The following is a 25,665-nucleotide window of genomic DNA, read 5'->3' as shown; positions in this document are numbered from 1 at the left end:
TTCGTTGTTATGTATGAAGGGAGGGAAATGTAGTGAAACATAAACAATCATTAGAAGACATTTACTCCGAGCATATGCAAGATTTATTTCGCTATCTTCTCTCCCTAACCGGGGACTCCCACTACGCGGAAGATCTCATGCAAGAAACATTTTACCGAATGCTCGTCCATATTGATTATTACAAAGGCGAAGAAATTAGACCGTGGTTATTTACAATTGCCTACAACGCCTTTATCGATTGGTATCGAAAAGAGAAAAAATATAAAACAACACAAGTGGAAGAATTCCATTTACCAAACGTACCCAGTACAGAGCACTCTTATTTCATAAAACATGAGATTGCTAGTTGGTTAGATAGTTTATCTTCTCTCCCCCTTGAAAGACGAAATGTCCTGCTACTACGAGATTACTACGGATTCTCGTATAAAGAAATAGCAGAAATGACTGGTCTCACACTAGCAAAAGTGAAAATTGAATTACACCGCGGACGGAAAGAAGCGAGAAACATAGAGGAGTGATACAGATGGGGTGTGCAGCATTTAATAAACTATGGGAAAAATACGAAAAAGGAACACTCACACGTGATGAACAAGAAGAATTAGAAAGTCATATAGAAACTTGTGAGGAATGTGAAGTATATTTGGATGAATTGCTTACGAAGAGTGAGCCGATCAAGAAAAGACTACCACCACAAAATCTTACTGTCCCATTTTGGAAAATAAAGTGGAAACAACGTTGGCAAACCGTTAGTTTTGTCCTTGCTGTTGGTATAGCAATCTATTTTATTGGTCATTTTTCATCTTATTTTTACTTCTATAATATGAAAAAGTTAGTCGAAGTAGATGAGATTCCATCACTCGCACTAGAAGCAACAATGCCAAATAGTCGTTCCGCTGGAGGCAGCACAAAGATTAAACCCTTTTTCCGTACAGAAAATGAAATCGATTTATATAAAACAGTCGGCAAAAAAGAATTTCCAATCGGTACAGTAACAACGCGTAGTTTCTTATCATCTGTAACTGTCTCAAATCCATCCTGGGAAAACAGATCTTATTCAAACAAACTTTCCTTTGTTCACCCAAAAATTAAGCAAGGTGATTATTTGAAAGAACCATCTAAAAAAGTGTGGGATACACTTGCAAAAGTACATGAGGGAACTGTTGCAGAAGTAGCGATATCCTTTGACAAAGCTTATACTTTACAAGAAATAGAATCAATTCTATATAGCGCATTTGAAGCACAAGAAATGCCGCCAACTCCTGTATGGTATGCTTTAGACACAGGACAAGAAAGAATAGATGAGGAAGATTTCATCTTACATGGCAGAGAGGTTATCGGATTTCGAGAGCATATAAATCTCCCTGATAATGAGGCGAAACGACCAAAGACAAAAGAAGATGAAGTAATCGAAATGATGCGTATTCTTTCTGAGCATAAAGAAACTGTAAGTAAAACTACTCGAACTCATGAAAAAGATCTGAACTTAGATAAGCGCTATCAGTATGTAAAAGATAACGGTGTAAAAGTATACGGCATTGTCATTACTGGCCCGTCAAAAGAATTATTAAAACTACAAAACTCACCGCACGTTCGTTATGCGACTCTTGGAGATATTGAGGTTTGGAATTGGTTTGATTATTAATCAAAAAAGGTTGTGTAGCAAATAGCTACACAACCTTTTTAATAATCTAAACCCTATATCTCACTAACAGAATCCGTGAATAAAGCATGAAATACGTTAACTTCCCCCATACGTAAACATTCCGTTTCTATATCAGGAATTGCCGTTCTAGCAACCTCGCGTTCTATTCTTATAAACCCTTTTGTATTCATTAGTTTTTCAAATTTACAAATGTTATCCATTTCTACATCAATCGTCTCAAAAATCCATTCCCTTAGCTCTTCATCATATGTTGTTTTTAATACGTAGTAATAATAATATTTATCAAGCAAGCTCACAAAAATCCCTAAATCAAGACGCTCACCTCTTGATTTCCGTATCCAATCAATATCATCATTTAACATCAGTTCTTTTCCATTTAACAACACGTTATATTCTAAACAATTATATAAGTTTAAATCTGTACAGTCTGACACGTGATAATCACCAAATGTTGACTCGATTACAGACAAAATTTCCTTTTGTGAGCTTCCGTTTTTTATAAAGCGCTCTTTTAAGTCTACAAACTTTTTATACTCTTTAGATTCCTCGTACAACTCTTCTTCTTTCATAACATTTTTTGGAAAGAATTTGTAAACTGTTTCTCTTAATTCATATAGCATTTCATGTTTCGCTGTTTTAACCATTCTGTAAATCCCCCTATGTAAAAAGAATTCTCGCCGCAATAAAGAATCATACCCTAAATATGTTATTAATTAACAAATAAATTATATTAAAATAAGCAATATGATTCAATTCTAGTTTTTTAAAAATTTTCTGTTACAATAGCTAATTCCGAACATTATATTTATCTTAATATAAAAATTACAACAAAAAACGACAAAAATCTTTAAATTATCTTATAAAATAGTAAAATCTATATATAAAGAACGAAAGATTACAAATGAATTATTGAAAAAATTATTATTTTTGTCACATTAAAAATTAGTACTTTTTTCACAAATTATTTTTAATGGAAAACTTTACATTTTTATTTTTTTACCATAAAAGGGGTTTTTTTGGTAAAATAAAGGTGTATCGTAAAAATGTAACACATTTCCATACGAACAACCCTTTAAAGTGAAAAGGTGTCATCATAATTGATGACACCTTTTCCTATTCTAAATAAACTAATTAGAAATCACTTTCACATACATCCCTCTCACTGCTTTTTCATAAGCGATCTCGCTCACCTGTTTTATTTTTTCCGATACAATAGACGATCGAACAACTTCACCTTCACGAAGTAATGGAGGATCAATAAGGCGGACTTTATTTTTCTGATACAAATCATAGTCGTTTTTATCTTCTTTTACTTTTACATTCGGATGAACTTTGCTTAATAAAGCATGCACTTCCGGATCATTACATTGCTGTAATTTCACTATAAGCTCGTAATCTTCAAGAAGAAAATCATCTGCATGAATAACCCTCTTATGAAGAGCTAACTTTAACGTCTTAGCTAACATATCATTTCCGTAAATATTCAACGGCTTCATAAAGAAATCGATTACTTCTTTGTAATACGTTTCTGTAAACCACTCTGTTACTTCGATACTTTGAAGAACCATTTTGCCATCTACTGCGACAACATCCTCTAAAAAACGATGAACCTCTTCTAAAGAAATATACTCATATGTATACATATCCCGTAACGTATAATCCACTCGGTCTGCGCATAACTCTGGCGCTGACCTTTCGAGTAACGTCCAATTCGAATCATCTAACAAAATGTCCTCATAGTTATAACCATATTTCGCAAGAATTGCTGGAATTTCTGAGTTTTTCACGACAGAACTAAATATCTCTTCATGATAACTTTCATTTTCGTTATCAAAAACGTAATCAATCACGTGAGAAAAAGCAGTATGTGATACGTCATGCAGTAAACCTGCAATTTGTTCCTCTACTGAACCACCAAGTTTCTTAATTAACAACATAACGCCAACTGAATGATCAAAGCGCGTTACATTCCATTTCTCATTTATTAAGTAGCTTGCGCCAGCTTGATGAATACCTTTTAACCTTTGCACAGACTTACTTAAAATCAATTCTTCTACTACTTGATCCACTTCAAATTCTCCATATAGTACATCTGATATAATCACTTATAATCCCCCTTTATCTCTGCCATCTCTTATAATCGTACCTCTTTTATGAAATCGACACCATCTCCTGTTATAAATCTAAATATATTGATATCGAATTATCAATATTGTATATTATACATGTCTGTTATTTGTTTTAATTCATTTGTTTTTATTGAGCGCTCCTTATGTGGAGCCTTTTTTTATTGAAAAATATGAGGACTTTCATTCCAAATCGTAAACAGAACGCTAGAAATAGAAACGGACATATTCTGGCAAGAAAAAGGATAACATTGCCAGTTTTATTCCTTTTTGATTTAATACAGGTATAGCCATTAAAGGAAAGAGGGGGAACATGAAAAAGATTTTCTTCACCATTCTATTCATCATTATTGTATTGATTAGTTTAGGATATTGGAAATTCTTTACTTTATCTGGGCTTTCAGGCGGTGAAAAGATTCAATCCATACACTCACCAGATAAAACGTATACTTTACATATATACAGGCATAATGGCGGTGCAACGACTAGCTACGCTATAAGAGGAGAACTTGTAGCAAATCATAAAAAATCTATGACCACGAAAAATATATACTGGAATTATCGTGAAGAAACTGCAACCGTCAAATGGTTAAATGATCATACAGTGATGATTAATAAACATACATTAAATGTAGAGACGGACACGTATGATTTTAGAAAAAACGAAAGAGAAAAGGACCAACTTTTATGAGTTGGCCCTTTTCTCTTTATCCCATTATTCAAACGTAACCTCCACCTGCACAATCTCAGATCTACTTCCAAGTCTAAGTGGTGGTCCCCAAAATCCGAAACCAGAAGAAACAATCGCGTGGAATTCACCTTTTTGTGCATATCCCCAGTCTAGTTCGTACATTCTTCTCGTTACAATATGATTCGGTGCCATTTGTCCGCGATGCGTGTGACCAGATAATAATAAGTCTACACCTGCCGCTGCTGCTTGTTTTAATTCAAATGGTTGATGATCCATTGCGATAACTGGCATGGATTTATCTACCGTACTCATTAGATTTTCAAAACTTTGGCGATCTCGTTCTGTTTTATCTCTTCTTCCAACGAGATAGAAGTCATCTTCAATTGTGATCACTTCATCTAACAGAATACGAATATCAATCTTATCCATCTCTTGTAAAAATTCTGGAACCGCTCGTCCGTAATATTCATGGTTTCCTAACACGCCATATACACCTAGTGGAGCTTTCATTTGTTTCATAATTGGTCCCATATTTTTTTGAATGAACACACCTGGATGATCATCAATAATATCACCTGGCAGTAAAATAATATCAGGTTCCATCTCATTTACATGACGGACAAGTCTTTTTAAATGCGAAACGCCAGATAATTTACCGAAATGCATATCAGAAGCCATCGCAATGCGTAAACTTTTGCGTCCTTCTACTTTCTTCGGTATGTGTACCTCGTATTTTCTTACTACCGGGCTATATGCGTTGAATACTCCATACGCAAAAATAAAGATAAACGCAGCTAACACAGCCGCCCCTGTCCAAATAATTGCTGTTTCTTTCTCCACCCCAAATTGAAAAAGAAAAACTGTAATATTAGCAAGTGGCAACAACATAAGCGCATATTGTATGACCGCAAACCAGATCGAACCAATCGTCCGCAGGAATGGAAGGAACTTAAACACTTGCACGAGAATGTACGCATACGAAATAAATCCGACTAAGAAAGCGTAATATCCCCAAGACTCCCAACCAAATACCGTACTAAGCCAAACCCATCCGTTCCAGCCGATGTAAAACATAAGTAGTGTGTATACAAGTAACATAGTAAATATATTGAAATAACGACGATTTTTCACAGCAAGCCTCCTTATTGATTTCTTCTATTATAACTTGTTATGCACGTTTAACGTAAATATTAAGCACCTCGTTCATCACAGTAAAAACCTCTACTTGTTAGATTTTCATCTAACAAGTAGAGGACAAAATTAATAAAATCCTTTTGTTACATTCATTTTCTACTTATGAAACCTTACAAGATTGTCACCTTTCCGTAAGGTTATTAGATAGTTTATTTACTATTGCAATGTAATAATAAAAATCTGGTTCTTCTAAAAGTGAAGAAAATTTTACAAAACTTATGAATGCGAAAGCAAAGCAATTAAATTTATCTAATGAAGCTCATTTTGTTAATGCTACAGGACTCCCAAATGCTCAACAGCAAGAATCAAAAATGACTGCTTTTGATGTCGCAACGCTCGCGCAACATTTGTTAAAAACATATCCCGAAGTTTTAGATATAACCAAGCTAACAAACTATACATTATCGTATAATGGTGCAACTATAATGACTACAAATAAGATGCTCGATACATCTAATGATGAATTGTATTTTCAAGGAATTGATGGTTTGAAAACTGGATTTACAGATGAAGCAGGATACTGTTTTACAGGCACAGCAAAACAAGGTGAAAATAGGCTGATTTCTGTTGTTATGGGAACTAACGAAGATACTAAGAGATTTATAGAAACAAAAAAATATTTTCATATGGATTTCATAAAATTAGCTCGACTTTTTTGAATTGGTAGCTCTAATCTTTAAATTATAATAAATAACTAATACGAATTATATAGATATGTAAAAGCAATTCACTAGTTAGCTTCATCACAAATGATGAAACTTTTAAAATAGATGGGCTATAAGGAGTAAATATAATGATTAGAAAATTAATAGGTCGCTTAGTAGGAGGAGCTGTTTTTCTCTTCCTATGCATATATATTTTTTTACCTAACATCACTGACACTGCTAAAAGTAAAGACGATATACAAAATAATGATGGATCTGTAACGATTGCATCACCCGATACTGTGGATGTAGTAGTTAATAAAAATAGGAAACTTCCAAGTAATTATAGACCTGACGATTTAGTTGTACCTAAGGTGACATTTGCATTCGATGGGATTCAAGAAAAAAGTCATTTACGAAGTGAAGCTGCTATCGCTTTGGAAAAATTATTTACCTTAGCGAAACAAGATGGAATCGTATTACATGCTATATCTGGATTTCGTTCTGAAGAATATCAACAAACTGTTTATAGACGAAATGTAGAGAAACAAGGTCAAACCCAAGCTGATAAAGTTTCTGCAAAGCCAGGTCATAGTGAACATCAAACAGGGTTAACGATGGATGTATCTGCAAGTAACGTCAATAATACACTAGAAACACAATTCGCGAATACGATTGAAGGAAAATGGCTGAAAAACAATGCTCATCGTGCTGGCTTTATTATACGTTATTTAAAAGGAAAAGAGCACATTACAGGCTATTCATATGAACCATGGCATATTCGATACGTAGGTGACATTGCAACAGAGATACATGAGAAAGGTATCACGTTAGAAGAATATCACAATGAAAAATAACCCATCACCTTGTTACAAACACCTTAGGAGGTATATGGAGAAACAATTATATACTGCACCCTTACATCTCTGTACCTATAGAATCATTCGGTAATACAAACAGTGCAGTGGAATGAACTCAAATAGTTTCCAAATGAATATAAAGCTGAGAAGTACGGATTAAACCCATTCAATTCCTTGTATTTCTTACCCACTCTCCCTAGATTCTCAGCCAATGACATCAATCCGTACCTCAAAAACAAAAAAATACGGTCCCTATACATACTCATATAGGAACCGCACCTAATTATTAAATAACAAAATCCTCCGGAATAAACACCTTCACTTCTTTTGGCTGTACATATACAAAGTCACCCGCTTGAATGCTGAGCTGTCTAAACTGTTCTTTACTAATTTCTGCTTCTAAATACTCCTCTGTTCCGTCTCGCTTTAATTCTACATATACGACAGGTCCAACTGCGTGAGAGTATGATACTTTTGCAGGGATTACATCTACACTTTGTTTCGTACGAGAGATTGATAAGTGATGCGGCCTTACGTAAGCTACTCCGGCTACGTTTGAAACGTGCTTATGCTCTGGTGCTTCTAGTTCCACTGATCCTACATTTAGCTTACCTTTATGGACGCGGCCGTGAAATAAATTTACATTTCCTAAAAAGTCATACACGAACGGGCTTGCTGGGTTTTCATATACTTCTTCCGGCGTTCCCATTTGTTCAATGCGACCTTCATTCATTACAACGATGCGGTCCGCAACGTCTAACGCTTCTTCTTGGTCATGTGTTACAAATACGCTCGTAATTTGAAATTCGTCATGTAGTTTCCGGAGCCATCTTCGTAATTCTTTTCTCACTTTTGCATCAAGTGCACCGAACGGTTCATCAAGTAATAAAATTTTCGGTTCGACTGCAAGTGCCCGGGCTAGTGCGATACGCTGTCGTTGTCCGCCAGATAATTGCGCTGGGTAACGTTTGGCGAAACCATCCATTTTTACAAGCTTTAATAATTCTATTACTTTTTCTTCTATCACTTCTGCTGACGGTCTTAAGCTTTTCTTTCTTACCTTTAAGCCGAAAGCGACATTTTCAAATACATTCATATGTTTAAAGAGCGCATAATGCTGGAAGACGAAACCGACTTGCCGATTTTTCACATGAATGCTTGTTAAGTCTTCCCCATCAAATGATATAGAGCCGTCATCCGCTTCTTCTAATCCTGCAATAATTCGTAATAACGTCGTTTTCCCAGAACCTGACGGGCCTAATAAGGCGACAAGTTCGCCTTTTGGAATATCCAAATGAATGTCTGTTAGCGCCTGAAATGTACCATACTGCTTTGATACATTTTGAATTTGAATACTCACCATAATCCCTCCTTATTGTCGTTTTTCCATTCTCCATTCAATCCAGTTTTTTATAACGAGCGTAAGAACAGCGATGAGTGACATTAAAGTCGCCACAGCGAACGCTGCTGAAAATTGATACTCATTGTACAAAATTTCAATATGCAGCGGCATCGTATTCGTAACGCCGCGCACGTGACCTGATACGACAGAAACTGCTCCAAACTCACCGATAGCACGGGCATTACATAGAATCATGCCATATAAAAGACCCCATTTTATGTTTGGGAGCGTAACGCGCCAAAACATTTTCCAGCCACTTGCGCCAAGTGATAAAGCTGCTTCTTCTTCACTTTTCCCTTGTGCCTGCATAATCGGAATTAATTCACGGGCAACGAACGGGAAAGTTACAAAGATTGTTGCGATAATAATGCCTGGAACAGAGAAAATGAGTTTCACTCCATGTTCGAGTAACCATTCGCCAAGAGCCCCCCGCGGTGTGAAAAGTAAAACGAACACTAATCCCGCGATCACTGGTGACACAGCAAACGGCAGTTCAATAAGAGAAAGTAATACTTGTTTTCCTTTAAACTGAAACTTTGTAATAAGCCACGCAGCCGCTACTCCGAATATCGTATTAAGCGGCACAACGATTAACGCAACGAGAAGTGTTAACCTGATTGCCGAAAATGCTTCTTGATCTGTGATAGCGGCAAGGTATACATCAAATCCTTTTTCAAAAGCTTTCAAAAAAATTGTTACAAGCGGGAGTAATAGAAAGAGAGATAAAAATAAAACTGTAATTGTAATTAATATACTCGGTACAAGTTTAGATTCTTTTGTAGCTGACACACTTTTTACTATCTTCTTTTCTAATAATGTTGGTTCCACTTTCTCTCCTCCTATTCACTTTTTAATTCATGCCTTCTACTCCAGCTTTGAATCATATTAATAAGAAGAAGGAAAAGAAGTGAAATAATAAGCATCACGGTCGCTACAGCTGTTGCTCCTGCATAATCATATTGTTCTAGTTTCGTCATAATCATAAGCGGTGCGATTTCTGTTTTCATCGGCATATTACCTGCGATAAAAACGACAGATCCGTATTCTCCTAATGCCCGCGCAAATGCGAGTGAAAAGCCAGCAAGTAAAGCCGGGAATATTTCTGGCAAAATGATTTTCACAAATATTTGGAAGCGTGACGCCCCTAAGCTAGAAGCCGCCTCTTCTACTTCTTTATCAATATTTTGAAGTACCGGTTGCACCATTCGAACGACAAACGGTAAACCGATAAAAGTAAGCGCAACGATTATTCCGAGCGGCGTAAAAGCTACTTTTATATGAAACAGACTAAATATTTTCCCAATCCATCCATTTTCCGCATAAAGCGTTGTAAGTGTAATACCAGCTACAGCTGTCGGAAGGGCAAACGGTAAATCAATGAGTCCATCTAATAATCGTTTCCCTGGAAATGTATAACGAACGAGTACCCAAGCAATTAATAAGCCAAAAATGGCATTTACAACTGCTGCTGCAAGTGAAGTCGTTAAACTCACTTGATAAGAATGCAGTACACGCTCGCTCGTTACAACCTCAGCAAACTTCTTCCAACCTAACTGTGAAGTTTGAATAAATACGATAGAAAGTGGTATAAGTACGAATAAACTCATGTACAGCATTGTAAATCCAAGCGATAATCCAAACCCTGGTAAAACACGTTTCTTCCTCATCCTCTTTCACCTCATCCCCCTTTAGCAGCGCGTATTATTTTTGATAAATTTTATCGAATACGCCGCCGTCATTAAAATGTTTCTCTTGTGCTTTTTTCCATCCGCCAAATAGTTCATCCACTGTAAATAATTGAACTTTCGGAAATTGAGATGCATATTTTTCTGCTACTTTTTCGTTACGCGGGCGATAAAAATTTTTCGCCGCAATTTCTTGCCCTTTTTCTGAATACAAATATTCAAGATACCCTTCTGCTACTTTCCTCGTTCCTTTTTTATCAACGACTTTATCTACAACAGCTACTGGTGGTTCTGCTAGTATACTAATTGGGGGTGTTACAATTTCAAATTTATCTTTTCCGAGCTCTTTTTGTGATAGTAATGCTTCATTTTCCCACGCGATTAATACGTCACCAATTCCTTTTTCAACGAAAGTTGTCGTTGCTCCGCGTGCCCCTGAATCTAGTACTTCTACATTTTTATAAATTTGGCCGACAAACTCTTTCGCTTTATCTTCACTATTGTTATACTTCTTCAGTGCATATCCCCATGCCCCTAAATAGTTCCAACGTGCTCCCCCGGATGTTTTCGGATTGGGCGTAATGACAGATACACCTTTTTTCGTTAAATCATCCCAGTCTTTAATTCCTTTCGGGTTTCCTTTTCGCACAAGAAATACAATTGTTGATGTGTACGGAGTAGAATTATCCGCAAGTCGCTTCTGCCAATCTTCCGCTAGTTGTTTTTTCTTACTGATCGCATCAATATCATAAGCGAGCGCTAACGTAACAACGTCTGCTTCTAAGCCGTCAATTACAGAGCGCGCCTGACTTCCAGATCCCCCGTGTGATTGTTTTACATTTACTGTTTGCCCATGCTTCTCTTTCCAGTACTTCGCAAAATCTTTATTAAAATCTTGATATAACTCACGTGTTGGATCGTAGGAAACATTTAAAAGCTCAACTGTTTTTGTATCTCCACTTCCTTCAGAATTATTAGTGGACGTTGCCGAACCACACCCTGATAAAAGCACAACCGCTGATAATAAAACACCTGTACTTTTCATAAACGCTGTCTTACCCCACTTTTTCATCGTTAAGCCCCCTTAGTTATACAATAGAAAAAGGCACACAATATATTCACAAACGTGAACATTGTGCGCCTTCAGTTTATCTGATTAGCTTCTAATGTATTCTATTCGATTTCTTTTCATTTTAATTCTGCAATTCACATGTGTCAACTTGGAATTTATTTTTTTTCCTAAATAAAAATCAGTGAGGATAGTCCCTCACTGATTACAGTTTCAATTTATTTCTTCAACTTATCCGTCTTCGCAATAAATTGTGCTGCTTCCGCACGGCTTACCGCTTTATCTGGAGCCCAACCATTATCTGTTCCAACTGAAATGTTTTCTTGGATTAAAATATTGGCATACTTCGCCCCCCAATGATTGTTTAAGTCAGCAAATTCTTTTGGTAGTTTCATATTTTCATTTCTTTCTAATTTATATGCATTTACTAACATCGTAGCCATTGATGCACGGTTAATGATTCCGTTTGGATTAAAGTTACCCTTCTCATCACCTTTTACAATACCTGCTTTTTCAACAGCAGCAATATATGGAGTTGCCCAGTGGTTTTGTGCATCAGGGAATGATGGCTTCGCATCTTTATTAATTTCTAATCCTAAAACAGTTGCTAATATTTTTGCAGCGGAACTACGATCAATATTTTCAGCTGGTGCAAACGTACCATCTGGCTTACCGTGCACTGCTTCTTTATCTACTAAATATTGAACAGACTCTTGTGCCCAAGTTGGTACGTCAGAGAATTTAGGCTTCTGTTCAATTGCACTTGCATCGATTTCAAACTGCAGTTGATATTTATGATCATATTTAATTGCTGGAATTAATATATGCATTTGCATATTATATTTTTTTGAGAACTCACCTATTTCAAATTGAACAACTTTCGTACCGTTATTCGCTTTATCTTCGGAGATTACTTTTACATCATGAAATGTTCCTACTTTATTTGGATCTTCTACTCTAAGATACTGAAAATAGCTACTATCTTGAACTGTTAATGTAACGATTTTTTTATCACCTTGAATGGTTACTTTTGGATTTTTTAAATATGTAGACGCAACCGATGTATCATTCGTTTGATCTTTATAAGTCTTTAAAATAACGTCATATGTGCCATCTGCTAGTTTGCTATTTGCTTTCATTTCTACTGCCGCTTCTGCTTTCGCAATCGGTGCCATAATACCACTAAATGGAACTGCTAAAGTTGCTGCTATAACGAATGCATTAACATATTTTTTCTTAATCATTATCAACATGACATCTCCTTTTATATGAATATACCTAACATAACCATCATATTGATAATGATTATCAATGTCAAATAAAAAATATCATTTCCTACACAAATACGCCTTTCGCTCATTTTTAAATAGTAAATAATGTGCTGTATGAACTTTCCGTTCTAAATAATCGATAGAATACGAGCTTGATGGATCAACTAAATCACCTATCGCTCCTGAAAGGTGATCAATGACTTGCTGCAAAATCTCTAAGTTTTTCTTCTCATTTTCAGCATTCATTTCATCCATAATGTCACAAATAAGATATTGTACTCGCCGCAAACGTAATTCCTTCTGCTCCACGTATATCTCCTCCTTATTAGTCATATTACGGTTTAAATATATGGCACCATAGCTTAACCAATGCTAAAAAATACAAAGGCAACCATCTTCACAAAGATGGTTGCCCCTATTTTTAAACTTGCATCGCTTTTTCTCTCAAAGCTCTTCTCAGCAACTTGCCTGTCGTATTCTTCGGCAATTCTGTTAAAAACTCAATACTCATTGGCACTTTATATTTTGCTAAATGTAACGTGCAGTAATGCATAAGTTCTTCTTCTGTTACGTTAGCTTGTTTCAGAACGACGTAAGCTCGCACTGCTTCTCCTAAGTTTTCATCAGGAACACCAATTACGACAACTTCTGCTACGGATTCGTGTGTATATAACACTTCCTCTACTTCACGAGGGTATACGTTATAACCGCCAACTAGGACGATATCCTTTTTACGATCAACGATATAGAAGTAACCTTCTTCATCCATCTTCGCTAAGTCTCCTGTATACAACCAGCCGTCCTTTAATGTCGCTGCTGTATCTTCTGGCGCGTTATAGTATCCTTTCATAACGTTAGGCCCGCGAACAATTAATTCTCCGACTGCGCCAACAGGTACTTCTTCCCCAAGTTCGTTCACAATTTTATTTTCTACATGCCAAATATTTGTACCAATTGATCCTGGTTTACGAGGACGATCTAACGGATTGAAACAAGTAACTGGTGATGCTTCTGATAAACCGTATCCTTCTGAAACGATAACGTCAAAACGTTTTTCAAAGTTTTGCAGAAGCGCAACAGGCATCGACGCACCACCTGAAATACAAAGGCGAAGTGTCTTCACATCTTCGGCGCTCGCTTCTTCAAATAAATATAAGTAATTGTACATCGTCGGTACACCAGCAAAAATCGTTGGTTCGTACGTACGACAAATACGGAATACTTCTTTCGGACTAAATTTTGGTAACATTAAAATCGTTGCCCCGTTCACAATCGGCGCATTTACCGCCACCGTTAAGCAAAATACATGGAACATTGGCAGTGCCGCAACGACGCGATCATCGGCAGTATATTGTAAGTACGACGCCACATCGCTCGCATTACTATATAAATTTTTATGTGTTAACATAGCGCCTTTCGGTTTTCCAGTTGTCCCTGAAGTGTATAGGATAACGGCTACATCTTCTTCATCTAGTTCAGGACCTTCGTAAGTTGTATCTCCAGTTCCTACAAAACTAGTAAACGTTTTCATTTTTTCGGTTTCTGTATGGTTAAAATCTGATGAGGTTTCGCATATGATGATGTTTTCTAATGAAGGAAGTCTTGTTGTAAGAGATTGTATAACAGGTAGAAGGACGTCGAGTACGATGATTGTTTTTACATCTCCATTTTGTAAAATGTAATGCATTTCGTCTGCTGTATAAATTGGATTAACTGGAATGACAGTTGCTCCAGCTTTCATTGTTCCATATAAACCGACCAAAAAATGTGGTGAGTTTCCAACAACTAATGCGACATTGTCCCCTTTTCCAATGCCCATTGCTGCTAAATTGCCAGAAAACCTTGTGACCATTTTGTTTAATTGGTCATACGAGACCGACTGATCCATAAATATATAAGCCGGTTTATCCCCCTTCTTTTTCGCCGTTTCAGCCAAAGATTGAACGAGATTCACACAAACCCCACCTTTATAAAATTTAGAATATTTAAAAATTCTAAATTAATTATATTAAAAGAAAATTAAAGTAGCAAGTGATATTCTATTAATTGCATATACACAGATCCCCTCCTCTTAGTTTACTTTGGAAGGATAAGGGGATTTTGTTTGCAAGTAATTTATGAAACTAGACCAAAAATCATTTTAGGATAATATGCACTCATCTTTTCTCTAATTTTAGTAAGTTCCTCTTTATTTAACGTCGTATGCTCTCCAAACAAGTTAATCGCGTCCGCTCCATCTTCATGAAAATACAACGTCACATATAATGTCGGTAACCCTGTATTGTCTTCATCTATCGAAAAGACGACATCTGGTGTTTTATTAACAGTGCTGAATGTTTCATTTCTTTTCCACTTCTTATCTTGAAACATGTCTTGTATTTCCTGTATCTTTCGTCTGTTATCTGTATGCGTAAAATATATAACATTATCTTTCGCTGGCTTTCCAATAGATAAAGCGAAACTTTAATCAGTGGGGGTTTTCTTCATCCCCCACTGATTATTAGTTGAACCAATCGGACTTTTATGGGCAGTTGATCCCACCTAACTTCTTTGCTTTTGCTAAATTTTGAGGTGGGGGTCTTACTGCCCATTAAAGTGGGATAAAAGTGTGCGACTTGAGGGCGTTTCATCGTTACAGGCTGTCATTCCGATGACGAAGCTGAGTAATAATACAACGTACATTACCCTTTTCATTTCGAACCGCCTCCTTTTGAATATATATATTCCTTTATAAGAGGCAGATGTCCAGTGATTTTATGGTAAGTGAAATTATATCGACTTACCGACAAAACGTGACAATCTACGCAAAAAGAAAGAGGCTGCCTGTTACGGCAGCCTCCCTCATTTTTAGAAGAATAAATGTAAGAAATCTTCTGTTGTAATATTACCGAAGTAACGTGCGATATCTACGCCTTCTAAAGCTACAGTGAATGCATCTTTATCGAATTGTACGCCTGTTAGACGCTCTTCAATGTCATGCACATCTAGTGATCCGAAGAAGTCACCGTAAATTTTACATTCTGTTACTGTTCCTTTTTTCACTTCAAGGCGAACGTCAACTTGTCCAACTGGGAAGCGGTGTGAATGTTGTAAGTTGAATTTCGGTGATTTTCCGTAGTTCCAGTCCCAATTTTGGTAACGTTCTTCAGAAAGTTTGTGGATTTCTTTCCAATCTTCTTCTGTTAGTTCGTACGTTGGAATTTCTGTTTCCCCTTCAAAAATTGTTTCTAGAAGAAGTTGTCTAAACTCTTCTGTCGTCATTTTTTCATTTAGGAATTCTGTAATGTTCGCAACGCGGCTACGGATTGATTTAATTCCTTTTGATTGAATTTTATCCATTTTTACTTTCAGTGCTGATACGACGTGATCGATTTCAGAGTCAAATAGTAGCGTACCGTGACTGAACATACGACCTTTCGTTGAGAACTGCGCGTTACCTGAAATTTTTCTGCCTTCAGCTAAAATGTCGTTACGACCACTTAGTTCTGCATTTACGCCTAATTTACCAAGTGCTTTCGTTACAGGCTCTGTGAATTTTTTGAAGTTGCTGAAACTGTCTCCATCATCTTTCGTAATAAAGCTGAAGTTTAAGTTTCCTAAATCGTGATACACTGCGCCTCCGCCTGATAGACGACGAACGACATGAATACCTTTTTCTTTTACGTAATCAGCATTAATTTCTTCTACTGTGTTTTGGTTTTTACCAATGATAATGGAAGGTTCGTTAATGTAGAACAGTAAATAAGTTTCGTTAATATCTAAATTTTTCACACAATATTCTTCAATTGCTAAGTTTATTCTAGGGTCTGTAATCCCTTTATTATCAATAAATAACATCATATCACCTCATGAGTTCCATACGTAGCCACTATGCGCTAACGTAATATGGCCACTGAAAATTTGTTTTGCTTCTGTTACTAAATCAGATGGGTTACCTGTATGCGGTAAATGCGTTAATAAAAGTTCTTTTACATTCGCATCTTTCGCAATACTTGCTACTTCTGTACTATTCATATGCCCTGCTTTTGCAGCTTCTTGATGTGCATACATATTACACTCACAAATGAAAAGATCAGCATCTTTCGTGAACGGAATAAATTCAGGAATATAACTGGAATCAGCGCTATATACTACAGCGTCACTACCAGCTGTAATGCGCATTGCAAAACATGTAACAGGATGAACAGTTTTTAAGAATGAAATTGAAAACGGTCCAATTTGAAGTGTTTCTTCTGGATTGTACGCGATTCCTTTCGTATGCGGTTCATGCGTTAAAGAGTTGAATCCATTCTCGTCAAACGTATGACCGTATATTGGTAGTTCCGGTAGTTGCCTTGTTGTCGCACTCGTAATTAATCTCGCATATTGCAATACCCCAATGTCTGCAACATGATCGTGATGATAATGCGAAAGTACAACTGCATCTATATCAGACGGTGTTATATATTTTTGAAGCTGTGCTAGTACACCACTACCACAGTCTACAAGTAAACGAAAACCATCGTGTTCAAACAAATACCCCGACGTTGCTTCTCCCGCTTCTGGAAAGCCGCCCCAAAAGCCGACAACAGTCATTTTCATATGTATCCATCCTTTCTAAAACCGAGTAGCAATGCATGTTTCACTTACATTCTACATTGTTAACTATAATCCATTTCCTAAACTTTTTCATTATTTTTCAACTTTGTTATAAAACAGTTGTTGACTTTTATTTTTTGTACTAATACAATGATAGTAAGAAATGGAAATGGAGGGATTGACATGATCGATCAACCAATGGAGTTTTTCAGAAATTTACCGACGAAAACTTGTGCGCACTGTGGGAAAGAAATTGATGAGCAGCATGAAGCATACCATAACAAATGTGATGACTGCGTTCACGAAGAATAGTAGTTTATGAACAGAAAAAAACCTAGCAGACATAGTCTACTAGGCTAATAACATCGTATCCTTCTTCATCGTTGAACCTTTCACCAAGAGCTCCAGTTCAAACTCATACAATTCTTTTTGTCGATAATTTTTCGTATGGATTTTATCCATCATCAGGTCGACAACTTTTCGGGCCATCTCATCGATTGGCTGTTCAATTGTCGTAATACCTGGCTCTGTAATCTGTGATAATATTTGATTATCAAAACCGATAACAGCGAGATCATCTGGAATGCTCCAGTCATGGCGTTTTGCCTCTGAAATGATTCCAGCTGCTACCTCATCGCCTCCTGCCAAAATCGCGGTAGGATTTTTTTTGTCCTTTAATACTTCATGGAATATTCTCTTTCCATCGTCCCAGGAGAAAGCGTTTTCAAGAAAATCGATCGCTTCTACTTGGCGGCTCTTCTCCGTTATGGCACGTAAAAAGCCCATTTTTCGCTGTTGGCTAACCACTTTGGTTTCGTTACCACGACAAAAAATAAGATTACGATATCCTTGTTCTAACACATGCTTAGCAGCTATGTATGCTCCTTGCGCATGGTCGAACTTCACTGTTGGAACATTTGCTTCCTCAATATATTCATTACATAACACGATTGGACCGTGCTGTAAGTATGGCTCTACTTCTTCCCACGGATTTTCTAGTGAACATAGAATAATCCCATCTACTTGCTTCGTAGATAATAATTGTAAATACTCCATCTCTTTTTCCGGTAAATATCTTGTTTGACAAATAATCAGTTTATATTTATGTTCAGAAGCAGCAATCTCGATTGCTTCAATAAATCTACTGAAGAAAGGATTTGTAATCCTTGGAACTAGCACCGCAATTGTTTCTGTTTTTTGTTTACGAAGCCTTCTCGCCGCAGAATTAGGAACGAAGCCTAAATGCTTCATTGCTAATTGAACCCTTTTCTTCTTCTCATCTGAAACATATGGATGATTATTGATCACCCTAGAAACCGTTGTCCTTGATAACCCCGCTAATTTCGCCACGTCCTCTATAGTCGACACGAAATTTTCCCCCTTTGCATGAAAACGTTTTCTTAAATTGATTATATAGTATATTATTGGAAACTGCAATATGGGTTGTTATGATTTTACTATATTAATATTATACATAGGGAAAAGTCTGTTAATGGGAGGGGAAAACATACTGCTTTTAGAAGTTTATAGTAGGCATATTTATAAAAATTTGAAGGTGATATTTCATGAATCGGACAGATCGTTTATTAGCTATATTAATTGAATTACAAAGAAGACAAACTGTAACAGCAAAAAGCTTAGCTGAAAAATTCGAAACAAGTATAAGGACTATTTATCGAGATATGGATGCACTTAACGAATCGGGTGTTCCTATTTATTCAATGCCTGGTCACGGTTATTCATTAATGGATGGTTATTTCTTGCCCCCCATTCAACTTACGCCTGAAGAGGCTGTGACTCTTTTACTAGGCGGTGATTATATCGAGAAAACTTTCACTTCCTCTTTTTCTTTACATGCGCAATCAGCAAAAGAGAAACTTGAGGTTGTCCTCCCTGCTGATCAACAAAAGAAAGCCCGGGAATTACGAGGAACTTTTCGTTTCCTTTCTCCCATATTTTCGCATCAGCAATCTGAACAAGAAAAACTAGAAAATCAACTTCTCCTATTGCAAGAATCTATTCAAAAAGAACAAGCTATCTCTTTTTCTTATCGTAAACCGAGAGAAACTACAAAAATAAAGCGAATCGTTCAGCCTTACGGTTTAGTCAATATTTCAGGAATTTGGTACATCGTTGCCCATTGTTTACTTCGAAAACAAATACGTAATTTTCGTTTAGATCGTATGGAGAAATTACAACAAGAGCAAGAATTCTTTACGAAACCGAAAGACTTTTCTTTACAAAACTACAAGCCTGAAAGCAATCGTACTGTTACAATCCATTTATTGTTTCTATCTCATATTGCACATAAAATTATTGAATCACGATATTTTTTTATAGATTCATATGAACATAGAGATAACGGTTTTCACGTCTTTTTGAAATCAAGAAACATAGACGAAGTATTTCAATGGGTATTGAGCTGGGGAAGCCAAGTGCAAGTACTTGAGCCACAAATTCTTTCTGAGAAAATCCGTGATGAAGCAAAAAAAATGTTACATCTTTAATTTTTTCATTTCACTACTGACATAATGTTGTCAGCATCCCTCCTTTATAGTAGGTATTAACAAATACATTTTCATAAAAAGGAGTTAACAATATGAAGAAATTTGAGGAGTTAGCAACGTATTACATGGAGGAATTAGAAAAGTACTCAATAGAGCAATTTAAGATGAAGCCTTCTAGTGAGGAATGGTCTCTCGGTCAAATGTATAATCATTTAATTGCCTCGACATATATGCAGTTAGATGCAATCGCGAAATGTAGAACTGTAGTGCCTTCTGCAACTAACAAAAAAACGGATATGGGGGAAAAAGTATATAAGCTTGGTGCTTTCCTGGATATACAAATCAAAGTACCAAATCATCCTGGATATACACCTAAAAATCCCTCTAATAAAGAAGAAATACAAAAGCGTATTGTGGAATTAATTACAGTTGTTAAAGACATTGAGCCAACACTTTCTTCTATTCCAGGTGATTGTAAAGTAGAACATCCTGGGTTTGGTTACTTACATGCAGCAGAATGGTTTCAACTTATTTCTATGCATTTTGCACATCATCTTCGTCAGAAAGAAAGATTGGAGACAAAAGTTTTAGTGTAAAAAATTATAAAAGGGGATTGGTCTATATCCAATCCCCCCTTTATAGTTCTGCTTCTCATATATTTTTACGGCTTTGATATTTCCTGCATAAATCCAGCCATACTCGCTAATAAACTAGTGAAAACGAAAAGTACAATAATAAGAGGAATAAGTTTATCTTTATTTAAATTCGTAATCGTTTTTAAACCTATACCTAATAAAATGTAATACCAAATATTAAATATATCTATTCTTTGAGCGATTGTATGTAAAACCATATTATCCGTTGCTATTGCCCCTAAACTTGTATAGGATATCTCATATCCATTTAGAGACAATGCAATGAATCCATTTAACATCATCCCTATTCGTAATACAAACGAAGCATAAATAATGATAGGAAAGGTTTCTTTATAGGTAATATCCACCCCGAAAAAAATCATAATATTTTTATAGAATATAGGCGCAAAAAATAAGGCTACGATTCCACTGACTGTAGAAACCCCAAATGTGGTAAAGAAAGTTATGTATTTTGGTACAGTAAATCCCGTTTTATCATGAAACATACTAAACGCAGGATTGTTTAAAGTATTCCAAGACATTAACGCACTTGAAATTATAATGAATACTATTAAAAGAGCGAGTGGTAAAAGTATATTCCGTTGATTCTTCATCCTTTTGAATTGTAGTGTTGGCGAAATGAATATCCCAAAAATTGATGGTTTACCCGAAATCTCTTCATGTATAAGACTACTAGCTTGCAAGAAAATTCCCCTTCCTCATTACATTTATAACTCCTCCCACTTCACCCAAACTTCTCTCCCATTTATATGGTACATATTATCCTCGCGATCCATAAACCCATGCACAATAAACTCCCGTCTAATTGTACAAAAGTCATCGTGATATTGTTTTATGAATGTATTCATTGCTTTTTCCGTATATTGATTTTCAGCGTTTAATTTGCTAATTAAATGCTCTAACAATACTAGCTTTTTCTTCTTTTGACCTGGAATCGATTTTAGGCGGTCTTCTTTATCGAAAAAGTTACGAATCGTCGTATCCCTGAATTTCATTTCACTTTCAGTCATTTTATTGCCCCCATCAGTTTTTATATTATACATTTTTATTGTTTGCCCTTACTATTCTTCTTCATTCTTTCACTTATAACGTCCATAACGTAATATCCACTAATTAACACATAGTAGAATAAAAGTATCCCTAGTGTATCTTTTATACTTGTATATTCCTCTTTATGAAACAAGATAGGTGAAAGGGTGAAAATAAGAAAGAAGATTAGCGGATACAAGATAAAATAGTAAGTAAGATTTCCTTTCATCATATCAGCTCCCATGTAATATACTTCTATTCAAATTGTTGCAATCCCTGTTCTTTTATTTAGGCTACACATGGAATATGGTAAAATCAAGAAAAAGGAGGACTACAAATGACATTCCACTCTAAAATGGATACATTCTTCTTATCTATCATCAGTTTCGCTATTTTCACCACTGGTGCTGTAACAATACTTCCTCTCATATTTGATGATGAAGCTACTATGACAGATGCATACATTCTACTATCTATTTTCTTTATATCTTCTGGCTTCCTATTATGGTGCTCCTTTTCTATTACATATACATTCTATGAAGATTACTTGTTCGTGAAAGGTGGCCCATTTCGAAGTAAGATTCCGTACGGCCATATAACGAATATCTCGAAAACAGATAACATTTTAATTGGATACCGGATTCTCTCTTCAAAAGATTGTTATGAAATCTTTTATACGTCAGGAACTTTAGGAAGTGTAAAAATCTCACCGAAAGATCCTGAAAGATTCATATCCGAACTACAGAACAGATACCCTGGATTACAATAAAAAAAGCACCAAAAAGGTGCTTTTTTCTATGCTTCAATCGATTGATTTTCCGCAATATTTCTAAATTGTCGTTTGTGCATCCAAGTTAATGATGCAATTGTTCCAAGTGATAATACCACGATGAAAATCATGAGTATTCCTACATTTTTCCACATGAAATTAAAGTCTCCACTTGATACGACTGCTTTCAATCCTGATACAGAGTACGTCATCGGTAACCAAGCATTGAATGGTTGTAAAAACTTCGGAATCAATTCTAGTGGGAATGTTCCAGCACTTGTTGTAAGCTGAATAATTAATGTGATGATGGCGATGAAACGCCCTGCATCACCGAATGCTGTTACTAAACATTGAATTAATGCGATAAACGCTAAACTTGTAACAATGCTAAATAGTATGAAGTACGGAATGCTTTGTACTTCTACACCTAATCCGAATAGTAATATGATATCTGCTACTATCGCTTGAATAATACCGACTGATAGTAACACGCCGAACTTACTAATAAACCAACTAAATCCTGATTTCGGAACACCAACTGTGTCACGTAATGGATATACGATAGATAATAGTAATGCCCCAACAAATAACCCGAGTGATAAGAAATACGGTGTAAATCCAGTTCCGTAGTTTGGAACTTCCGCCATTTTCTCTGTCTTCACTTTTACAGGACTTGCAAACATATCATACGTTTTATCCGTCCCTTTTACTTCACCAGTTTTCTCAGCCCCTTCGCCAAGTTTCTCAGCAAGTTCACCTGAACCATCGTTTACTTTTACAAGACCATCTGTTACTTTTCCAGATCCGTCTGCTAGTTTATTTATGCCGTCGATTAGCTGGGTTGAGCCTGTTGACATTTTATTTAGATCACCATTTAGAGTACCTAAGCCATTTGTTACTTGATTAGATCCATCTGCTAATTGATTTACTCCACCTGCCATTTGGTTTGCTCCTGCAGATAATGTTCCTAAACCACCTGTTACTTGACCAGACCCATCTGCTAATTGATTTACTCCTACAGATAATTGACCTAATCCTGCTGTCACTTTTCCAGAGCCACTTTGTAATTGCGTTACTCCATCAATTAATTGAACTGATCCATCTTTTAATTTATCGGCACCTATTTTTGCATTATCTAATCCCTCACCAAATCCATGAAACTTACTAACAAATTCATTTTGTGCGTTCGTTAGTTTCTCAATACCACCTGCCAGGGTTTTTATCCCTGCTGGATTTGGTAATTTGTTTTGCAATCCATTTGTTGTTTGATGTATTTCGCCTTTTACTTGTTTTACTTCTTCATTTAATTTATTTGTTCCACCTGCTACTCCGGCAGCTTTTTGCTGAACTGTCGCTGTACTTTTTACAGCACTTGTTATGAATGGTTGTAACTGCTCTTGATATTCTTTTGGTAAACTTTCAATTTGCTTTTGTAAATTCGCTACCTCTTGTGCTGCATTTTTTGCATCTCCTGCTGTTGATTGCGTAAGTTCATTTAACTGATTTACATTCGCCCCAGCTCTATCTACTTTCTCATTTACTGTATTCAATATAGAAGGAACTTTCGACTGCATTTCCTCTAAGCCTGCAGCTGAATTTTGTACGTTACTATTTAAATCTTGCAATCCCTTTTGAATCGCTTGAGAACCTTTCTCTAATTGACTTTTCCCTTCAACAAGTTTTCCCATACCATTTGATAGGTCAGTTGTTCCTGTTTTTAATTCCCCGGATTTACTTACTAATTGGTTCAAGCCACCGGTCACTTTCTCAGATCCATCACGCAATTCACCCGCTTTACTATTTAACGTATTTAAACCGTCTGTTACTTTGCCTGACCCATCTACTAATTTCCCGATACCTACCTGCATTTCACCGGTTTTGTTATTTAGCGTATTTAAACCTACTGTCACTTTCCCTGACCCATCTACTAATTTATTAGATCCATCTGCCAATTTCCCAACTCCATCCTTCATCTCTCCAGACTTCCCTTGAAGTGTATGAAGGCCGTCCGTCACTTTACTTGAACCATCATGCAGCTCACTTGATCCGTCGTGGAGTTTATTTGCTCCTTCCGCCCCATCTGCTAATCCTTTTGAGACGTCTTGAATGGAATCAAACATTTTCTCTGCATATGTTTTCGTTAACGTACTTGATACTTCACCTTTAATTTTTTCAATGGCTGTTCCGCCAATTTGTGAAGATAAGAAGTTCAAGCTTTCGTTTGGAATGTATTCTAAGTTTAATGGTTTTGGATCATCTTTTAATAACGTTGTAGCGTTACTTGAGAAGTCATCTGGAATGCGTACTAACATGTAATACTTTCTACCTTCCATTCCTTTTTTCGCTTCTTTTTCACTTACAAATTCCCATTTAAAACTTGTATTATCTTTTAAGTTGTCAACGAGCCCTTTTCCGACCTCAATTGGTTTCCCATCAAATACTGCACCTTTATCTAAATTGACTACCGCAACGGGTAAATCATCTAACTGTTTATACGGATCCCAAAAGGCCCATAAAAACATACCTGCATATAAAATTGGTACGAATAAAACCGCGATAATTGGAATTAATATTTTTTTACTTTTTATAATTTCAGTAAACTCTTTACGAAGTAACTGATTCCATTTCATCATTTCTCCCCCTTTATTAAAATGACCAAAATGTTCATTTGGTCATTTTTTCCCAAACAAAAAGGCTATACTTATTCATACATATGCCTTATCCCCGAATTTATACTATGCAACTGTTCCTTACTATGAAGTGAATCTTTCTATTATCCCTCCTAAAATTAACATATGACCACTTTGTTCAATTGGTCATTTTTTATAATAATAAAAGGATTATCTTAGTTTGACAATCCTTTTAATAAATAAAGTTCAAATAATTCTGCAATTTTTTCTTTTTCTAGCGGTTCATGATTTTTTTCCCAATCAAAAATAAGCGATACGTATAAGCGAAGCATAATAAATGCTGTAATTTCTGGATCACATTTGCTAATTTCACCTTTATCAATCGCAATCTTCAAATACGATTGAATAACAGAAACGATTTCCACATCTACTTGTTGCATCACTTCTTGTACTTCTTTCGTTCCCATATCGCGCTCTTCTTGAATTAATTTAATCATGAGCTGATGTTCTTTTCTGAATTCTAATATGCTATATAATGCTCTATGTACATTTTCAAAAAATGAAACATCTGAACGAATTGCATTTTCTGCAACTTGCTTCATTTCTGTAATTAAATTAGAAATAATTTCACCAAATAGCTCTTCTTTATTCTTGAAAAAAGTATAAATCGTTCCTTTTCCTACATTCGCTAACTTCGCTACTTGATCCATCGTTGTTGCTTTATAACCGAACGCTGAAAAAGACTTTGTTGCAGCTTCAATAATAGAACGTTTTCGATCTATCGCCACATCATCACCTCCAAAAATGACCAATTGGATAATATAGTCAATCAGTACATCTTTGATATTACCACACGCTTACATTCTATACAAGTTCTCTTTTTTATTATTT

Annotated in this window: 28 protein-coding genes; 9 read left to right on the top strand and 19 right to left on the bottom strand. The window is 36.0% G+C overall.

The window, feature by feature from the left end:
* Nucleotides 1-32 precede the first annotated feature (32 nt).
* Together KZZ19_RS05570 and KZZ19_RS05565 are read left to right on the top strand one after the other, a co-directional pair.
* Nucleotides 33-518 (top strand): RNA polymerase sigma factor, encoded by a 486-nt coding sequence (locus KZZ19_RS05570; RefSeq protein ID WP_237979785.1) that lies wholly within the window; start codon nucleotides 33-35, stop codon nucleotides 516-518.
* Nucleotides 519-523: 5 nt separating this feature from the next.
* Entirely contained in the window at nucleotides 524-1,642 is a 1,119-nt protein-coding gene (locus KZZ19_RS05565) for an anti-sigma factor (protein ID WP_237979782.1), read from the top strand.
* Between the two features lie 53 nt (nucleotides 1,643-1,695).
* On the opposite strand, the gene KZZ19_RS05560 is transcribed toward KZZ19_RS05565, so the two are convergent.
* Nucleotides 1,696-2,307, bottom strand: a complete 612-nt coding sequence (locus KZZ19_RS05560) for a hypothetical protein (RefSeq protein WP_237979780.1) — start codon at nucleotides 2,305-2,307, stop codon at nucleotides 1,696-1,698.
* A gap of 483 nt (nucleotides 2,308-2,790) precedes the next feature.
* Nucleotides 2,791-3,768, bottom strand: coding sequence for an HD domain-containing protein (locus tag KZZ19_RS05555; RefSeq protein WP_237979779.1), 978 nt, complete (start codon nucleotides 3,766-3,768; stop codon nucleotides 2,791-2,793).
* A gap of 334 nt (nucleotides 3,769-4,102) precedes the next feature.
* On the opposite strand from KZZ19_RS05555, the gene KZZ19_RS05550 reads away from it, so the two are divergent.
* Nucleotides 4,103-4,480, top strand: a complete 378-nt coding sequence (locus KZZ19_RS05550) for a DUF5412 family protein (protein WP_237979777.1) — start codon at nucleotides 4,103-4,105, stop codon at nucleotides 4,478-4,480.
* 24 nt (nucleotides 4,481-4,504) lie between these two features.
* On the opposite strand, the gene KZZ19_RS05545 is transcribed toward KZZ19_RS05550, so the two are convergent.
* On the bottom strand, nucleotides 4,505-5,611 hold the full coding sequence (locus KZZ19_RS05545) for a metallophosphoesterase (RefSeq protein WP_237979776.1): 1,107 nt from the start codon (nucleotides 5,609-5,611) through the stop codon (nucleotides 4,505-4,507).
* 281 nt (nucleotides 5,612-5,892) lie between these two features.
* Between KZZ19_RS05545 and KZZ19_RS05540 the strand changes: the two genes are divergently transcribed.
* Complete coding sequence (locus KZZ19_RS05540; protein ID WP_237979775.1) at nucleotides 5,893-6,333, top strand: D-alanyl-D-alanine carboxypeptidase family protein; 441 nt, start codon at nucleotides 5,893-5,895, stop codon at nucleotides 6,331-6,333.
* 134 nt (nucleotides 6,334-6,467) lie between these two features.
* Nucleotides 6,468-7,175 carry a M15 family metallopeptidase gene (locus tag KZZ19_RS05535; protein WP_237979774.1) on the top strand — a complete coding sequence of 236 codons (708 nt, stop codon included), beginning with the start codon at nucleotides 6,468-6,470 and terminating at the stop codon, nucleotides 7,173-7,175.
* Nucleotides 7,176-7,464: 289 nt separating this feature from the next.
* Here KZZ19_RS05535 and KZZ19_RS05530 read toward each other — a convergent pair whose 3' ends face one another.
* From KZZ19_RS05530 to KZZ19_RS05485, 10 genes are all read right to left on the bottom strand, one after another.
* A complete protein-coding gene (locus KZZ19_RS05530) occupies nucleotides 7,465-8,538 on the bottom strand; it encodes a sulfate/molybdate ABC transporter ATP-binding protein (RefSeq protein WP_237979773.1) in 1,074 nt (357 codons plus the stop codon).
* 12 nt (nucleotides 8,539-8,550) lie between these two features.
* Nucleotides 8,551-9,408: a sulfate ABC transporter permease subunit CysW gene (cysW, locus tag KZZ19_RS05525; protein WP_098343144.1), complete on the bottom strand. Its 858-nt coding sequence runs from the start codon at nucleotides 9,406-9,408 to the stop codon at nucleotides 8,551-8,553.
* A gap of 11 nt (nucleotides 9,409-9,419) precedes the next feature.
* Entirely contained in the window at nucleotides 9,420-10,247 is an 828-nt protein-coding gene (gene cysT, locus KZZ19_RS05520) for a sulfate ABC transporter permease subunit CysT (RefSeq protein ID WP_237979772.1), read from the bottom strand.
* A gap of 34 nt (nucleotides 10,248-10,281) precedes the next feature.
* Complete coding sequence (locus tag KZZ19_RS05515; protein ID WP_237979771.1) at nucleotides 10,282-11,337, bottom strand: sulfate ABC transporter substrate-binding protein; 1,056 nt, start codon at nucleotides 11,335-11,337, stop codon at nucleotides 10,282-10,284.
* A gap of 215 nt (nucleotides 11,338-11,552) precedes the next feature.
* On the bottom strand, nucleotides 11,553-12,578 hold the full coding sequence (locus KZZ19_RS05510; RefSeq protein WP_237979982.1) for an S-layer homology domain-containing protein: 1,026 nt from the start codon (nucleotides 12,576-12,578) through the stop codon (nucleotides 11,553-11,555).
* 84 nt (nucleotides 12,579-12,662) lie between these two features.
* On the bottom strand, nucleotides 12,663-12,914 hold the full coding sequence (locus KZZ19_RS05505; protein ID WP_088095455.1) for a hypothetical protein: 252 nt from the start codon (nucleotides 12,912-12,914) through the stop codon (nucleotides 12,663-12,665).
* Between the two features lie 112 nt (nucleotides 12,915-13,026).
* Entirely contained in the window at nucleotides 13,027-14,559 is a 1,533-nt protein-coding gene (locus KZZ19_RS05500; RefSeq protein ID WP_237979770.1) for a fatty acid--CoA ligase family protein, read from the bottom strand.
* Nucleotides 14,560-14,720: 161 nt separating this feature from the next.
* Complete coding sequence (locus tag KZZ19_RS05495; protein WP_237979981.1) at nucleotides 14,721-15,053, bottom strand: hypothetical protein; 333 nt, start codon at nucleotides 15,051-15,053, stop codon at nucleotides 14,721-14,723.
* A 399-nt stretch (nucleotides 15,054-15,452) separates the two neighbouring features.
* Entirely contained in the window at nucleotides 15,453-16,442 is a 990-nt protein-coding gene (locus tag KZZ19_RS05490) for a lipoate--protein ligase (RefSeq protein WP_226545645.1), read from the bottom strand.
* Between the two features lie 9 nt (nucleotides 16,443-16,451).
* Nucleotides 16,452-17,186, bottom strand: a complete 735-nt coding sequence (locus KZZ19_RS05485; RefSeq protein WP_098343138.1) for an MBL fold metallo-hydrolase — start codon at nucleotides 17,184-17,186, stop codon at nucleotides 16,452-16,454.
* Between the two features lie 180 nt (nucleotides 17,187-17,366).
* Between KZZ19_RS05485 and yhfH the strand changes: the two genes are divergently transcribed.
* Nucleotides 17,367-17,495 carry a protein YhfH gene (gene yhfH, locus KZZ19_RS05480; protein ID WP_000567010.1) on the top strand — a complete coding sequence of 43 codons (129 nt, stop codon included), beginning with the start codon at nucleotides 17,367-17,369 and terminating at the stop codon, nucleotides 17,493-17,495.
* A 39-nt stretch (nucleotides 17,496-17,534) separates the two neighbouring features.
* Here the strand turns inward: yhfH and KZZ19_RS05475 are convergent, their stop codons facing one another.
* The gene (locus KZZ19_RS05475) at nucleotides 17,535-18,551 is read right to left on the bottom strand and encodes a LacI family DNA-binding transcriptional regulator (protein WP_088095450.1); all 1,017 of its coding nucleotides are present in this window, start codon (nucleotides 18,549-18,551) and stop codon (nucleotides 17,535-17,537) included.
* A gap of 197 nt (nucleotides 18,552-18,748) precedes the next feature.
* Between KZZ19_RS05475 and KZZ19_RS05470 the strand changes: the two genes are divergently transcribed.
* Entirely contained in the window at nucleotides 18,749-19,690 is a 942-nt protein-coding gene (locus tag KZZ19_RS05470; RefSeq protein WP_237979768.1) for a helix-turn-helix transcriptional regulator, read from the top strand.
* Nucleotides 19,691-19,782: 92 nt separating this feature from the next.
* Nucleotides 19,783-20,286 carry a DinB family protein gene (locus KZZ19_RS05465; protein ID WP_237979767.1) on the top strand — a complete coding sequence of 168 codons (504 nt, stop codon included), beginning with the start codon at nucleotides 19,783-19,785 and terminating at the stop codon, nucleotides 20,284-20,286.
* Nucleotides 20,287-20,351: 65 nt separating this feature from the next.
* Here the strand turns inward: KZZ19_RS05465 and KZZ19_RS05460 are convergent, their stop codons facing one another.
* Genes KZZ19_RS05460 through KZZ19_RS05450 form a run of 3 tightly spaced genes read right to left on the bottom strand, consistent with a single transcriptional unit; the run spans nucleotide 20,352 to nucleotide 21,607 of the window.
* Nucleotides 20,352-21,029: a Yip1 family protein gene (locus tag KZZ19_RS05460; protein ID WP_088095447.1), complete on the bottom strand. Its 678-nt coding sequence runs from the start codon at nucleotides 21,027-21,029 to the stop codon at nucleotides 20,352-20,354.
* Nucleotides 21,030-21,053: 24 nt separating this feature from the next.
* Complete coding sequence (locus KZZ19_RS05455) at nucleotides 21,054-21,356, bottom strand: DUF2087 domain-containing protein (RefSeq protein ID WP_140392376.1); 303 nt, start codon at nucleotides 21,354-21,356, stop codon at nucleotides 21,054-21,056.
* A 35-nt stretch (nucleotides 21,357-21,391) separates the two neighbouring features.
* Nucleotides 21,392-21,607, bottom strand: coding sequence for a hypothetical protein (locus tag KZZ19_RS05450; protein ID WP_226545719.1), 216 nt, complete (start codon nucleotides 21,605-21,607; stop codon nucleotides 21,392-21,394).
* Between the two features lie 105 nt (nucleotides 21,608-21,712).
* Here KZZ19_RS05450 and KZZ19_RS05445 point away from each other — a divergent pair, with 105 nt between their 5' ends.
* A complete protein-coding gene (locus KZZ19_RS05445) occupies nucleotides 21,713-22,144 on the top strand; it encodes a PH domain-containing protein (RefSeq protein WP_237979765.1) in 432 nt (143 codons plus the stop codon).
* A gap of 26 nt (nucleotides 22,145-22,170) precedes the next feature.
* Here KZZ19_RS05445 and KZZ19_RS05440 read toward each other — a convergent pair whose 3' ends face one another.
* Complete coding sequence (locus tag KZZ19_RS05440; protein WP_237979764.1) at nucleotides 22,171-24,774, bottom strand: YhgE/Pip domain-containing protein; 2,604 nt, start codon at nucleotides 24,772-24,774, stop codon at nucleotides 22,171-22,173.
* A 215-nt stretch (nucleotides 24,775-24,989) separates the two neighbouring features.
* Nucleotides 24,990-25,562 (bottom strand): TetR/AcrR family transcriptional regulator, encoded by a 573-nt coding sequence (locus tag KZZ19_RS05435; RefSeq protein WP_000963375.1) that lies wholly within the window; start codon nucleotides 25,560-25,562, stop codon nucleotides 24,990-24,992.
* Between the last annotated feature and the right edge of the window lie 103 nt (nucleotides 25,563-25,665).

The organism is Bacillus thuringiensis (genome assembly GCF_022095615.2).
Lineage (GTDB): Bacteria > Bacillota > Bacilli > Bacillales > Bacillaceae_G > Bacillus_A > Bacillus_A cereus_AG.
Note: the sequence above shows the minus strand (reverse complement) of the source record. Positions and strands in the feature narration are given on the sequence as shown.

Excerpts from the sequence above, each read along its gene's own strand:
- KZZ19_RS05535 (WP_237979774.1), top strand. The coding sequence starts at position 6,468 with ATGATTAGAAAATTAATAGGTCGCTTAGTAGGAGGAGCTGTTTTTCTC.
- KZZ19_RS05540 (WP_237979775.1), top strand. The coding sequence starts at position 5,893 with ATGAATGCGAAAGCAAAGCAATTAAATTTATCTAATGAAGCTCATTTT.
- KZZ19_RS05485 (WP_098343138.1), bottom strand. The coding sequence starts at position 17,186 with ATGAAAATGACTGTTGTCGGCTTTTGGGGCGGCTTTCCAGAAGCGGGA.
- KZZ19_RS05550 (WP_237979777.1), top strand. The coding sequence starts at position 4,103 with ATGAAAAAGATTTTCTTCACCATTCTATTCATCATTATTGTATTGATT.
- yhfH (WP_000567010.1), top strand. The coding sequence starts at position 17,367 with ATGATCGATCAACCAATGGAGTTTTTCAGAAATTTACCGACGAAAACT.
- KZZ19_RS05565 (WP_237979782.1), top strand. The coding sequence starts at position 524 with ATGGGGTGTGCAGCATTTAATAAACTATGGGAAAAATACGAAAAAGGA.
- KZZ19_RS05515 (WP_237979771.1), bottom strand. The coding sequence starts at position 11,337 with ATGAAAAAGTGGGGTAAGACAGCGTTTATGAAAAGTACAGGTGTTTTA.
- KZZ19_RS05465 (WP_237979767.1), top strand. The coding sequence starts at position 19,783 with ATGAAGAAATTTGAGGAGTTAGCAACGTATTACATGGAGGAATTAGAA.
- KZZ19_RS05510 (WP_237979982.1), bottom strand. The coding sequence starts at position 12,578 with ATGATTAAGAAAAAATATGTTAATGCATTCGTTATAGCAGCAACTTTA.
- KZZ19_RS05440 (WP_237979764.1), bottom strand. The coding sequence starts at position 24,774 with ATGAAATGGAATCAGTTACTTCGTAAAGAGTTTACTGAAATTATAAAA.
- KZZ19_RS05445 (WP_237979765.1), top strand. The coding sequence starts at position 21,713 with ATGACATTCCACTCTAAAATGGATACATTCTTCTTATCTATCATCAGT.
- KZZ19_RS05470 (WP_237979768.1), top strand. The coding sequence starts at position 18,749 with ATGAATCGGACAGATCGTTTATTAGCTATATTAATTGAATTACAAAGA.
- KZZ19_RS05455 (WP_140392376.1), bottom strand. The coding sequence starts at position 21,356 with ATGACTGAAAGTGAAATGAAATTCAGGGATACGACGATTCGTAACTTT.
- KZZ19_RS05490 (WP_226545645.1), bottom strand. The coding sequence starts at position 16,442 with ATGTTATTTATTGATAATAAAGGGATTACAGACCCTAGAATAAACTTA.
- cysT (WP_237979772.1), bottom strand. The coding sequence starts at position 10,247 with ATGAGGAAGAAACGTGTTTTACCAGGGTTTGGATTATCGCTTGGATTT.
- KZZ19_RS05560 (WP_237979780.1), bottom strand. The coding sequence starts at position 2,307 with ATGGTTAAAACAGCGAAACATGAAATGCTATATGAATTAAGAGAAACA.
- KZZ19_RS05450 (WP_226545719.1), bottom strand. The coding sequence starts at position 21,607 with ATGATGAAAGGAAATCTTACTTACTATTTTATCTTGTATCCGCTAATC.